General features: G+C 34.1%; 19 protein-coding genes. 5 read left to right on the top strand and 14 right to left on the bottom strand.

All coding sequences use genetic code 11. The features are described 5' to 3' along the window. Positions 1–635: 635 nt before the first annotated feature. From AC1D0Y_RS10810 to AC1D0Y_RS10800, 3 genes are all read right to left on the bottom strand, one after another. On the bottom strand, positions 636–1307 hold the full coding sequence (locus AC1D0Y_RS10810) for an HAD family hydrolase (protein ID WP_477707564.1): 672 nt from the start codon (positions 1305–1307) through the stop codon (positions 636–638). A 392-nt stretch (positions 1308–1699) separates the two neighbouring features. Beyond that, positions 1700–1915 (bottom strand): DUF6366 family protein, encoded by a 216-nt coding sequence (locus AC1D0Y_RS10805; RefSeq protein ID WP_060747574.1) that lies wholly within the window; start codon positions 1913–1915, stop codon positions 1700–1702. A gap of 302 nt (positions 1916–2217) precedes the next feature. After that, positions 2218–2406 carry a hypothetical protein gene (locus tag AC1D0Y_RS10800; protein ID WP_141524413.1) on the bottom strand — a complete coding sequence of 63 codons (189 nt, stop codon included), beginning with the start codon at positions 2404–2406 and terminating at the stop codon, positions 2218–2220. 82 nt (positions 2407–2488) lie between these two features. Here AC1D0Y_RS10800 and AC1D0Y_RS10795 point away from each other — a divergent pair, with 82 nt between their 5' ends. Next, the gene (locus AC1D0Y_RS10795) at positions 2489–2881 is read left to right on the top strand and encodes a bleomycin resistance protein (RefSeq protein WP_060747573.1); all 393 of its coding nucleotides are present in this window, start codon (positions 2489–2491) and stop codon (positions 2879–2881) included. 94 nt (positions 2882–2975) lie between these two features. Here the strand turns inward: AC1D0Y_RS10795 and AC1D0Y_RS10790 are convergent, their stop codons facing one another. The 3 genes from AC1D0Y_RS10790 to AC1D0Y_RS10780 are packed head-to-tail and all read right to left on the bottom strand — an operon-like array spanning position 2976 to position 4073. After that, entirely contained in the window at positions 2976–3170 is a 195-nt protein-coding gene (locus AC1D0Y_RS10790; RefSeq protein WP_060747572.1) for a DUF6980 family protein, read from the bottom strand. Between the two features lie 29 nt (positions 3171–3199). Next, a complete protein-coding gene (locus tag AC1D0Y_RS10785; RefSeq protein WP_060747571.1) occupies positions 3200–3559 on the bottom strand; it encodes a hypothetical protein in 360 nt (119 codons plus the stop codon). Between the two features lie 49 nt (positions 3560–3608). Further along, on the bottom strand, positions 3609–4073 hold the full coding sequence (locus tag AC1D0Y_RS10780) for a hypothetical protein (protein ID WP_060747570.1): 465 nt from the start codon (positions 4071–4073) through the stop codon (positions 3609–3611). Positions 4074–4305: 232 nt separating this feature from the next. Between AC1D0Y_RS10780 and AC1D0Y_RS10775 the strand changes: the two genes are divergently transcribed. Continuing rightward, positions 4306–4500 carry a hypothetical protein gene (locus tag AC1D0Y_RS10775; RefSeq protein WP_025749210.1) on the top strand — a complete coding sequence of 65 codons (195 nt, stop codon included), beginning with the start codon at positions 4306–4308 and terminating at the stop codon, positions 4498–4500. An 81-nt stretch (positions 4501–4581) separates the two neighbouring features. Here AC1D0Y_RS10775 and AC1D0Y_RS10770 read toward each other — a convergent pair whose 3' ends face one another. The 3 genes from AC1D0Y_RS10770 to AC1D0Y_RS10760 all read right to left on the bottom strand — a co-directional run bounded on the left by AC1D0Y_RS10770 (position 4582) and on the right by AC1D0Y_RS10760 (position 6497). Then, entirely contained in the window at positions 4582–5250 is a 669-nt protein-coding gene (locus AC1D0Y_RS10770; RefSeq protein ID WP_060747568.1) for a type 1 glutamine amidotransferase domain-containing protein, read from the bottom strand. 250 nt (positions 5251–5500) lie between these two features. Beyond that, a complete protein-coding gene (paiA, locus tag AC1D0Y_RS10765; RefSeq protein ID WP_060747567.1) occupies positions 5501–6025 on the bottom strand; it encodes a spermidine/spermine N(1)-acetyltransferase in 525 nt (174 codons plus the stop codon). Positions 6026–6044: 19 nt separating this feature from the next. After that, on the bottom strand, positions 6045–6497 hold the full coding sequence (locus AC1D0Y_RS10760; protein ID WP_060747566.1) for a MarR family winged helix-turn-helix transcriptional regulator: 453 nt from the start codon (positions 6495–6497) through the stop codon (positions 6045–6047). Between the two features lie 116 nt (positions 6498–6613). Here AC1D0Y_RS10760 and AC1D0Y_RS10755 point away from each other — a divergent pair, with 116 nt between their 5' ends. Then, the gene (locus tag AC1D0Y_RS10755; protein ID WP_060747565.1) at positions 6614–7258 is read left to right on the top strand and encodes a YczE/YyaS/YitT family protein; all 645 of its coding nucleotides are present in this window, start codon (positions 6614–6616) and stop codon (positions 7256–7258) included. A 109-nt stretch (positions 7259–7367) separates the two neighbouring features. Continuing rightward, positions 7368–7868: a GNAT family N-acetyltransferase gene (locus tag AC1D0Y_RS10750; RefSeq protein ID WP_028409944.1), complete on the top strand. Its 501-nt coding sequence runs from the start codon at positions 7368–7370 to the stop codon at positions 7866–7868. A 55-nt stretch (positions 7869–7923) separates the two neighbouring features. Here the strand turns inward: AC1D0Y_RS10750 and AC1D0Y_RS10745 are convergent, their stop codons facing one another. From AC1D0Y_RS10745 to AC1D0Y_RS10735, 3 genes are all read right to left on the bottom strand, one after another. Beyond that, positions 7924–8688: a methyltransferase domain-containing protein gene (locus AC1D0Y_RS10745; RefSeq protein WP_028409943.1), complete on the bottom strand. Its 765-nt coding sequence runs from the start codon at positions 8686–8688 to the stop codon at positions 7924–7926. Between the two features lie 144 nt (positions 8689–8832). Beyond that, a complete protein-coding gene (locus tag AC1D0Y_RS10740) occupies positions 8833–9282 on the bottom strand; it encodes a GNAT family N-acetyltransferase (RefSeq protein WP_060747564.1) in 450 nt (149 codons plus the stop codon). Positions 9283–9373: 91 nt separating this feature from the next. Then, entirely contained in the window at positions 9374–9529 is a 156-nt protein-coding gene (locus AC1D0Y_RS10735; RefSeq protein ID WP_235593653.1) for a GNAT family N-acetyltransferase, read from the bottom strand. 281 nt (positions 9530–9810) lie between these two features. On the opposite strand from AC1D0Y_RS10735, the gene AC1D0Y_RS10730 reads away from it, so the two are divergent. Further along, positions 9811–10557 (top strand): phosphorylase family protein, encoded by a 747-nt coding sequence (locus AC1D0Y_RS10730; RefSeq protein ID WP_060747563.1) that lies wholly within the window; start codon positions 9811–9813, stop codon positions 10555–10557. Between the two features lie 109 nt (positions 10558–10666). Here AC1D0Y_RS10730 and AC1D0Y_RS10725 read toward each other — a convergent pair whose 3' ends face one another. Then, a complete protein-coding gene (locus AC1D0Y_RS10725) occupies positions 10667–11056 on the bottom strand; it encodes a MerR family transcriptional regulator (RefSeq protein WP_060747562.1) in 390 nt (129 codons plus the stop codon). Beyond that, positions 11056–12324, bottom strand: coding sequence for an MFS transporter (locus AC1D0Y_RS10720; RefSeq protein ID WP_060747561.1), 1269 nt, complete (start codon positions 12322–12324; stop codon positions 11056–11058). The genes AC1D0Y_RS10725 and AC1D0Y_RS10720 overlap by 1 nt, the downstream gene beginning before the upstream one ends. Positions 12325–12349: the final 25 nt, after the last annotated feature.

Raw genomic sequence — 12349 nt, 5'->3', positions numbered from 1 at the left:
TATTCCTCTTTTTTATTACATTTTTTAACTTTTATTAGTCTTTTTTATTATAAAGTCTAAATAGTTAACCAATTAAACGGTTAATAAAAGAAATGCAAAAAAACCCACCTAAATTAAGGTGGAGGTTTCCTTTTTTATAGTTGGGTTAACCATTATCTCTGAGTGCTTACAAGCTTCCACTGGCTGAGTGTCAATTTTATCTTATATCCTCTAATATATAACTGAGCGCTATCAGATTTACGAATCATATGCGAAGCCATAATCAAAAATCTCCTTTCTCATAGAATTATTTTTAATGTAAAACTATTTTGGAAATCTTAACCTAAGCATAGCTCAGGATTGTAAACCATTTATTAATGACAAGAAAAGATTATGTAAACATTGGAGAGTTGTAGGGAACCACTCATTAGTTATGTTTTAACTTCAATAGATTGAGATTTCTATATGTATGAATTCATTGACGAAGCAGAAACTGCAATGAAGATTCAAAATCAAGTGGCTTCCAATACTGTAAGGTAAATCAAACGAATAGGCCTTTAAAGGCCTATCCGTTTACATAGCATATAAAAAATTTATTTTCTTAATAGAATTGAGACATTAACCATCTATAATGGTTATGTACGAAGATCCGTCTATTAGATTGACAAGCTACTATTTATGTTAGATACAATCCTTTTTAACTCCTTCAAATCATCTATTACCACATCAGCCTGCGCAAGCTCAGCTTCTTGAGCAAAATCAAAATTACACCCCACTGCCATTAAACCATTATCTCTTGCAGCATTGATATCAGATAGGCGGTCTCCTACTACTGCAGCATGTTTGATATCATATTTCTTTATAATTGTTTTGACTAACTCTCCTTTATTGAGGGTTTGGATTTGTTGGATACTAAATGTCTCTGTCACCCAATTATTCAAATCGTAATGGTCTACAATTGCTTCTAAATATTCTTTTAAACCGTTACTTGCTATGTAAATGAAACAGTTATTTTCTTTTAAATAGTTAAAGACCTCTTTTACATTGGGATATAAAGCACCTTTCCCTTTTCTTATATCCTCCAATAAGCTTTTTAAAAAATAGTCATCCGTATACTTTCTTATTTCATCTGATTGATTAGGTAATAAAGCTTCCCATACTTTTGGTAAAGGTACACCCATAATCTCACGATACTTATCAATAGGAGTGCCAGTATCCCATTGATTGAGTGCACGTAAATGGTTAAAGGTATCGTCAAGCGATAATTCTAAAATTTTATCTGTTTGAAACAGCGTTCCATCCATATCAAAAATCAGTGATTGCAACATTAAGTATCTCCCTCTTTCAACAGTACTGAATACGTATCTATATATAATACCATAAAAAGGAAAAATAGCAGTTGTTAAAAATCATAATGAATATTTTCAGCACAAAAAAGCACCTAATCATTTATAGGTGCTCTTTTTAACTTTACATCCTTTTTTTGAAATAATAAATGCAACGGTCGCTGCTATAATAGAACTTAAAAATGGATAATTAAAAGAAAAAATACTGACCGTTGAGCTACTCAAATGCCGTGAAGTCTCAGGTACATATGTAAGTGTAAGAAATAGCCCAGAAACAATTTGAAAAGCAAACAGTAACACTATAAAACTACCAATAAACACTGCATAATTTTTCAAAATGACTCCTCCAGTACTCTTAATTTATAAACCTCACATTATTTTAAAAATAGGGACACAACGATAAAGCCTATAATCAGTACAGTAATAAGTATACCTAGCCCCTTCCATCCTAAGCTGCCTGCTAAACCAGATAGGTTTCCAGCTTGATTTCTGTTAAATGCATCGTTCATATTCCCTGCGGGGTTTCTCTTTACCTCTTCGTGTTTTAATCTCTCTCTTCTTCTTTCAGGTATTTCTTTATCTTCGCTCATCGTCACACCACCATTTTCGAAATATTATAACATATTATGGTTAAAATATAAATTAATGGGTTTTTGTCAGATCCCTTTTCTTACACTAACTGTACACATTTCTTTTTTTAATAAGTATGAAACACCGCTTTGTAATGAAGAAGTATACAACGCTAGTTAATATAATTACTATTACAAACACCTGCATCAAAGAGATCCTCTTTATGTAAGGGGATCTCTTTAATAACCTTATACTAGATACATATTCTTTAGGTTTTTCATTTACATAATTATCAACAGTACCACCTCAAAAGAAATTCTTATTAGTAGGTCTTCTTTTGATGATCCTTTGTTTTCGATTTCTTATCTAAGATGAATTTTAAACGGCTACTAAAGATGAATAAACCGCAGATGACCATCAACCAGCGCGTAACCCCTTGATGTATAGGATCAAAAAGGTTTAATAAAACAATTCCTAGTCCTGATAACATAGCTAGATAATGTAAGACCAAGTATAATCCCCCATTTCGGTATTTTACATCTATACGGTATTATTAAAACAATGAGTAGCCCTATAAACAAAGGAGCGATTACATGAAATTTAATAAGTTAATACCAGAACTTTCCGTAAAAGATATTTATAAATCAAAAGAATTTTATTTAGAGATACTTGGATTTGAGCTTGCATATGAACGTCCAGAAGACCAATTTGCATTTATTTCACTAAACGGAGCACAAATGATGATTGAGCAATGTAATGGTCACTGGGAAACTGGTGAACTTGAATACCCATATGGGCGAGGGATTAATTTTCAAATTGAAGTAGAAAATATAGAGGTTATTTTACAAAACTTAAAGAAACATAATATTTCACTTTTTAGAGACGCTATGATAAATAACTATAGTGGCTTCACTCAAAAAGAATTTATAGTTCAAGATCCAGATGGCTACTTGCTAAGATTTTCTCAGGGTTATTCAATACAATAATAAAACTATTTTTAATTTACGCTCATGATTTTATCCCCCCATTCCAAGAGTGAAGAGGATCTCTTAAACAAAAGACGCCTCTTCATTTCTTAATTCATAGCTTCGCACCACACCATGGGCAAAATGAAATTCCAATGATGGATGAACCACCATCATGGATAATTAAACCGTATTCCTTATTTGTTTCATCAAATAAGATAAGATTATCTGGACAATCAAACGGATCACTATGAATATCACACGTAAAGTTCGCATGATAATTCATGTAATCGCAGCAATGCTTTTTCATTCGTTTTCTCCTTAACTATATGGTCACTATTACTTTTCTCGGTAAACTGAACAGTGTTCATCGGAAATACGATAATTTTCCTTACCGGTTGGGGCCGCTACCTCAACTATTTTATGTCCTAGCCGGTCCCATACCGCTACTGTATGCAAAGATACCCATTTCAGATCTCCTCTAGCAAGACGAAAAGAATAGTACCAGTTTTCAGTCCTTACTAATAAACTTCTATAAGAAAGTTCCTTTTTCTTTAAATTTTTGATTTCTAGAATAAAATCTAACATATTTTCTTCCTTAGGCACTTGAATAATTCGCGCTATAAATGTTCCATTAGGATTTTTTTTCGTTTTATAAACTTTTTTCCTTTCTATTTCTAACTCTGGCCGCCCCCTCATATTCCTTCCCCCTGTGTATTAACAAATAATCTCAGTGCTAAGTAGAAATCTATAATTGGTTCAGTAATTCTTCTAACTTTTCTTCAATATCAGCTTCTAAATGATTTTTTGACAAATCATACAAAGTGCCTGTCCCTTTAAAATACCCACCAAAGTAATACCACAACTGGATGTAATGAACGTATGCATCTTCTTCATCTGTAAATCCGTCAAAGTTTATTGCCACTTGGGAACGATATTCTTTTTCTAAACACTGCTCCGAACTTAGATTTGGCAGTTGGTCGCCATCAATATCCCGACACATCCATATTTTTAAGTTCTGCTTATCCTCACGTTCAAATTTATTTCTATATTTGTGTTGAAGACTTTTGCAGTATGCCTCTCCTACTTCTTCCAACTTTACTATATCTCTTTTTAAATTCTCATTTATTTCACTCTCAGGGACTAAAATATATTTGTCATCTGTTTCCTGATCCTGTTTATCCATAAATAGTTTTTTTAATTTATTAAACAAGCTTTTCCCACCTATCTAAAAAAATAATACAAGCATGTTAAATTCGACTAAAGAAATCTTATTTCCTTCTCTGAGCTCTAGTCGTCATAACTAATATGATATCAGCTACTTCCTTACAAGTAGATTCTTTTACTGGAGTGCTGATTTTCTGACATACTTGTAATTCAATATTTTTTACAGCGAACACATGTGTTAAAGTGTAAAGTAGTGAAGCGAAAGGAGTAAAAACAACATGGCTCAACGAATCGTCAATATGTTTTTATCTGTCTTAGCTGCTTATGGAACGTTAATTTTAACCAAAAACATGAGCATTGCAGATAATATCTTTGTGACACAGATTGTTCGTCTGATCATTTGTGTTGTAGCTGTTATCATTGTGACAGGAATTACTACATATATTTTCAGAAATAAACCTTCTAATAAATAAAAGGGCTGCTATTTAGATAGCTGCCCTTTTTATTTTCCTTAATTCCTATTTTATTTCATCCTATTAAGGTCATACATACTTTTATGCGTTTAAAGCACGCACAAATTCTTTTGCGAGGCTGATAGTAGACTGTGGATTTTGTCCTGTTAAAAGCTTTCCGTCTACTTCAATATGATCGCTCCAATTATCTTTTACAATAAACTCAGCGCCTAGCTCACGAAGCTTTGTTTCAAGAAGAAACGGCATGTATTTATCTAAGGTTGTATCTTTCTCTTCTGAATCAGTAAACGCTGTAATACGTTTACCCTTTACAATCGGCTCACCGTTTTTAAGCTTTCCGCCTACAAGAGCTGCCGGTCCATGGCATACTGCTGCAATCAGCTTGTCGTCTTCAGCAAATTCTGTTAACAAACGGTGTAAGTGCGTATCGTCTGGAAAGTCAAACATTGTTCCGTGCCCTCCAGGTACAAACATGCCTGCAAAGTCTTGTGAACTTACTTCAGCTAATGATTTTGTATTCTCTAAAAATTTTCCTGCTTCTTTGTCTTCGTCCGTCACATCATCTGTTAAGCTGTTAGGATCCACAGGTGATTTACCGCCTTTTGGACTTGCTACGACTACTTCATATCCTTCTTTCTTAAATTCTAAATATGCTTCAGAGAATTCTGTAAGCCAAATTCCAGCAAGTTCTCCGTTTTCCATTGTATGTCCATTTGTAACAACCATTAAAATTTTTGAATTTCCTGTCATGATTTACTCATTCCTTTTTCATTTATTATTTATTATTTATAATTTACATACATGTACCTTTAATAATTCATTTATCTCTTTGAATATGTTCCCCGGTATTATTTGATGAAAACATGGTAACTTTTTCTTAATAATAAAAAGAACAGGTAAAAACAATGGTTAAATTATACGAAGAAATAGACGCTTTTTTTATAGTTTGAAGACTATACAGAGCAGAATCCTTATCGTACTTTATTTATCTTTTAAAAAACTATAAAAGTGTTTTAACCATAATAAAGTCTATTTGTTCTTCGTCTCCCATGTAAAACGAGTGAGATCCGGTTTGAACAAATCCCTGTTTCTTATAAAAAGCAATCGCATTTTTATTTTTTTCCCATACGCCTAACCAAATTTTCTTTTTATTAAGTGTCGTTGCTATCTCTGCTGCTTTATTAAATAAATGTTTACCAAGCCCTTGTTTTTGAAAGCTGTTACCTATATAAATTCTTTCAATTTCAAGCGCTTCTTCCCCCATCTCTTCAGACTGAGCATCACCCGTATTAACCTTTAAATAACCTGCAATTTCATGATTAACATACATAAAAAAGAATTGCGAGGACGTATTTGATAGTTCTTTTTCTAGCTGTTCCACTGTAAATGCTTTTTCTAAATAAGCTTTCATGTTTTCAGGTGAATTTTGATCTTTAAATGTTTCATTAAATGTTTTGTAACTAATATCTTGAAGGTGATTTACATCTTCAAGAGTACACTTTTTTATATCCATCATCACTGACATACACCTCTCCTTTATATCCTCAATAATTTCTCTTGTTTCCTTTTTTGACAAACTCCCAGTCTGCTTCTATATTTTTTCTTACTCTTTGAACCAGCTTAAGAATGGTATCTGCTTCTTCCTGGGTAAAACCTTCTAATGCCACTTTATCCGAATAATCATTTTCTCTTTTTATAGACGGATATACGTTCTTCCCTTTTTCAGTTGGAAAAAGATTTTTATTTTTTTTATTGCGGGGATCGTCTTTCTTCTCAATAAAACCATTCATTTCAAGCTTTTTTATAGCCCGAGCCGCTGTTGTTCGATCTACTTTTATCATCTCAGCTAACTTTTCTTGAATGATTCCCGGATTTTCACATATTCGCACTAAATACAAATACTGCCCCTTAGTCAGGTCATACTCTTTAAATTCTATATTACTAATCGAATCCAATGCTCTTGCTATCATTCCAATTTCACGCAGAATTTCACTCATAAATATCTCCTTTGTATATATTTTTGTTGCAAATACAATAAAAATAATATAAGTTTAATGTACCTTAAAATAGTTGCATTTGCAACAAAAAATAGTGAATAAAGGAGCTGATTACAGTGAAGTATGTTGTTTATGTAGGAGGAATTTTGCTATTAACTCTAGGAATTTCTTTAACGATCCAATCCAGCCTAGGAGCTTCACCTTTTGATGCACTTTTAGTTGGACTATCCCTAAACGTAGGCCTTAGCGTTGGAAGCTGGGAAATTATACTTGCATGTGTATTAATTTGTGGTAATGCCCTTTTAAGCAAACAAAAGCCGGAAGTACTGGGACTGTTAACAGCATTCATAACGGGTCTTGGTATTGATGTATGGCTTTTTTTATTACAGAATTGGGCTCCCTTTGAAATGTGGTACAGCAAATTATGTTGTTTTGGAATTGGTTTAATCATTATAGGTGTAGGAACCTCAGCCTATTTACATACAAATTTTGCACCCATTCCAATTGACCGCTTAACATTAATCATACAAAAACTAGCTAAAACAAACTTATTACTTTCAAGAACATTGATTTACCTCACATTCTTACTAGCTGCGATGCTTTTAAACGGACCCATTGGTGTTGGGTCGCTATTAACCGTGTTTTTAGGCGGCGTGCTGCTTAATTTTTTTATGCCCATTACAAAAAAAGCAGTAGATTGCATATTACCAAAATCTCATACCTCACAAAATCATATTCAAGACAACAAGCGTTCCATATAGCTACATTTTTATTACTCAACTATCATAATAGATTGGCACCATAGTACTAGATATAATAAGAGCAATGAGGAGGAAACATTTAATGAAGGAAAGGAGTTATTATTAATCCATGATTGTATTGTATGAAGATAAGTATAAAGAAGCAGTTATTCAACTAATATTGCATGTACAAAATGTAGAAGCTGGTGTAGGTATTAGTGTTGAAGAACAGCCGGATATTTTAGACATTAAGTCAAACTATCTCCATACCGGCGGTAACTTTTGGGTAGCTTTGAATGATAAGCAAGAAGTAATAGGATGTATTGGGTTGCAAAAGAAAACCAATGAAATAGGCATATTAAAGAAATTTTTTGTCTACAAGCACTATAGAGGAAAAGAGTTTGGAATAGGAAAAAATCTTTATGCTTCTTTACTTTTCTTTGTGCAGAAGCACGGGCTTTCTAAAATTATTTTAGATACTCCATCTCAAGCTACTCGATCACATAATTTCTATAAAAAAGCTGGGTTTAAACAAGTGACCAAAAAGGATCTGACAGTTCAATATGATTATCCAGATCGAAATTCTCTTCTTTTTGAGCTAGATTTATCTAGCAAACAATTACATAATTAAACTAGAGAAAGCAGGTCTCCAGCTAGAGATCGGCTTTCTCTGGTTGATTAACTATTTATTTTGCTTTAGCTTTAATAATAAAACGATGTTGTTTTACGTCAAAGAAACCTTTAGACTGTATAATTCCATGTATGTTATACAACCCTTCGATATGTGTTTCTATATCAAAATTAGGAACTTGCCAAGGAATTGCCTTTAAATAAAAGACCAGCGCTCCAATATCATAAAATCTCTGTACAGGAAACTCTTCTTTGAAAGAAATGATGTTAAAAGAACTTTGTTTAAGCTCTTCTATTGCTTTCTTTAAATTCCAATTACAAAACTCTTTATTTATTGGAACCCCTATAGATTCATTGATTCGTGAACAGTCTAACCCTCCCACTTGTTGCGTGAAAAACGTGCCTTCCTTTGACAAAATCCTGCTTACTTCTGAAGCACAAAAAGATTCATGCTGGTTCAAAATCAAATCAAATGTATCATCTTTAAACGGTAAATTTTTGTCTTCAGTTCGTTCAACAACTTTGACACCAAGCGGTTCTAAACGTTTTTTAGCGATTGGAATGTTAGGTTTGTATCCTTCTGTAGCGTACATAACGCGAGGAAAAGGCTGTAACAAAGATAAAAATTCTCCTCCTCCTGTTCCCATATCTAAAGCGGCATTAGAGTTTTGAATAAGACGAATAGCTTCACTTCCGTATGACCACGAAAGCACGTCGCTATCCATACGACCAGTACGAGTAATAATAGAAAAATCCCAGCCAGTAAAATCAACATTATTTGTATTGTTTACAGCATTAAAAAAATATTTGTCCGTTATCATATTGAACTCCTCCTTTTTATAGCTAGCATTAATCATCTATCCTAAACTAGTAAAAGGCGGACCACGGACATATAGACAGCGTTGTTATGTTTCATGTGCTAACGTATTCACACTAACCGCTCCTTTATTAAAATTACGTATGCTTCATTTGTTTGTCCATTCATATGTAATATCCGGGAGTTTCTCTTCGTTTTCACATCCTCTTTTTATAATACTGAAGCCGTGTTTCTCGTAAAACCTCTGGGCATTTTTATTTCGTTCAAATGTACGTAATATTAATTTCCCATTTGATTCTGTCTTGGCTCTTTCGAGTAAAAGCTGTCCGATTCCTCTTCCTTGATAATCTACATGAACGTACAGTTGGCTAATTTCGTCAGCATGATAAGCAATCATTCCTACTATTTGTTCATACATTAACGCTAATTCAATTTTATAGTGTGCTGACAATATATGATTTAAAAAATAGACATGACGGTCAAAACTATGCATTTCCTTTTGTTCAATTGCTTTTTCTTTACTATCTCTCCACATTTTTACCGTTTGCTCAGCAAATTGAGAATGATAGTGAACAATATCAACATTAAAACGGGTCATACATTTTCCTCTTATCTGTCATTGTGCTATATTCTTAATAACGATGTCTAGATATTCTCTTCATGTGGTTGAAGCCTGTCAAAATCTTGTTTTAATAACGAATACATATACAAATCATCAAATTTTCCACACGTAAATTCATTACTTCTTTATCGGATAGGTATTTTAAAATACTGCCTGCGTCTTCTGTTTCAAATTCCCTTAGGATAAGCCTTTTTGTTTTAATTACGGGAAAATAATTTGACACCTGTACCTTCCCTCCTCTTATTCATTCACTAAACGGAGCTTTTCTCACAGCTTTATCTAATTTAAATAAACGTTAATAAGAAATTTCTTTTATTATTACTGAATTCCTTTTTAATTCTAAATATTTGTCGAGAAATGAACAGAAAAAGCACGCATAACTTCATTTTTAAATCAGCACTGTCATTTCTTTTATCTTTGTTAGTTCTAAAAATTAAAGGAATGAAAGCTAGTAATGAAGAATTCTTTTCTAACTAGTCTAACTGAGAAAATAAGGAGAAAAAGATGAAGCTGTATGGCGATTTTGAAAAAGAAGATTGGCTAAATGTATTAAAGCTACCAGAAAAAGAGCTGCCTAATGCATTTATTATTCATGGTGAGTGGGAATTTCAAGATAATATAAATTTATGGAAAGAGATCTTATCCACTGATGTTCATATGCCTAAATGGAACACGATAATAGGTAAGTTAAATAAAAGAAACATAGGATTTGCGAATGTGTACGGCAGTCCGATGGCGTCAAACATCGTACATCAATTTGCCGGCAGCGGAACCGACTTATTTATTCAAACGGGATATTTTGGAGGCTTATCTTCTACTATACAATATGGAGATATCTTAATCGTATCTGCAGCAAAAATGCAAGATGGCGTATCACACTGGTATTTACCAGAAAAAACGCTTGTAGAAGCTGACCAAGAGTTAGTCGAAGCCGCCTGTAGATATTGTGAACAAAAAGGCTACAGCTATATAAAAGGACACGTGGTCAGTATGGGTGCCATGCTGATCGAGACACTTGACATGGTAAAGGAATGGTCGCTTGCAGGTTTTCTCGGTGTGGATATGGAGACAGCTACCACTTTGGCCATTGCTCATAAATTCAACAAGCGGGCTGTCGGCTTATTAAATTTATCAGACCACCTTCTTCACGGCGATACTCTTTATTCGTATACAAAGGACAGAGAGTTAATAGAAAGTGCAACTGATAAAGCAATTCGCGATGTAGCTCTTTATTTAAGCAGTACATACTAGAATAGAACAAACAAAACAAGATAACTGTGCAGTTATCTTGTTTTGTTTGTTTCGCAGTTTTTAACACCTGTATAGTTTGTGTATGAACAGGATTCTTTGTTATCAGCATTTAAATTTTTATTTGTTTATTGTTTAAACCAGCTTCCAACGTATCGTACAGCGCAAGTTTATAATTAATTCGTTCTAGATGCAGGTAGGTTTGCGACATGTCTGCTTCCACTTTCTTTTTATGCTGAAGCATCATGTTTCTACGTTCGCTGATGGTACTTTCTCCTTTTTTATATGACTCTACTACATACTGTTTAATCTCGACAAGCGGCATTCCTGTTGCACGTAAGGCTAAAATAAACTTGACCCACTCGATATTCTGGTCATTGTATAGACGGTGATCATGTTCATTTCGTTCCACAAACGGTAAAATGCCTTCCTTTTCGTAGTATCGCAGAGTGGGCGCAGACAGCCCCGTTTTTTCTTGCATGTCTCTCATTGTATAAGACATTAAGAAGCATTCAGCACTTTCTGCTCCTTTTTTCCCTTTTCTTTAATTAGTAAGACACCTAACAACCCCATTATTGAAAACAAGATGGGAATCATAAAAGCATAATGATAACCAACATGCAGCGAACGCTCGGGGAATAAATCCAAGACATTCCCGAAAATACTAGGTAATAATACGGCGCTTAAAAAGCCTCCCATATTGGCAAAACCTGATACAACTCCTACTTCTTTTACTGAGAAGGATTGACGTACTACGGCAAATGTCAAAGCGCTTGCGCCGTTTCCAAAGCCGATGATAAAAAGCAAAATAACGACTAGCATGAATGAAGGTTTCACGCCGGAAAGTAATAACCCAGTCCAGCTAAGCACCACAATAAGATGAATAAGTGAATAAATTTTTTTAATGGAATTTAACCTGCTTGATATCCAGCTGATTAAAGGTCCGCCAATCATAGCGCCAAACAGACCATACATAATAAGCTGACTTGCATCAGCGCGAGATAAATGGAACACATTCATTCCATAAGGAACTCCCCAAGAACCAATAAAGCCGATATATGTACCAACTACACCAAAATGACAAAGAAATGTTGCCCAGGCTTGGCGAGTTGTCATCACTCTCCTTAGGATCGCCCATACACTTTCCGGAGTCTTAACAGAAGATTTATTTGCTTTAGCATCATCTTGAAATAATCGTTTAGGTTTTACCACCAAAACGACATAAAGCAGGTAGGATACCGCCATTAAAACTAGACCTATGCTAAGAAAAGGAACTCTCCAGCCTGAAAATGAAATCCACATAGACAAAGGCACGGTAGCTGATAATGAACCTACACTTCCTACCAGCCCAATTAAACCTAATAGCTTTACAAACTCATTTCCCTTAAACCACTGACTTAAAATTAACACTAAATTGACAAAAATCATGGAGTCTCCCGTACCGACTAGTAAACGAGAGAAAATTAACACATATTCGTTAGGGGCCGTGCTGTAGATAAGACTTCCTATTCCCGTTAAAAGCGACCCTATAATCAAAAATCGATTGGGACCGTATCGGTCAGAAAGTAAACCAATAGGAATCTGAAGACCTGCATATGCTAAAAACTGTATACTAGTCATTAATCCTATAACAGACGCTGAAACGTGAAAATCTTTCATTAACTGTTCTGTAATAAGTCCAGGGGCTGTTCGTTGACTGACAATCAAATAATACGCTAATAAAGCGGTTCCAAAAACAACCCATCTGTAGCTACTTTCCTGTTTGTTCATTTTGACAGATCCTCTCATGTATAAT

It is taken from the genome of Priestia sp. P1_B12_1 (assembly GCF_056406695.1).
This window is presented reverse-complemented; position numbering and strand designations above follow the sequence as displayed.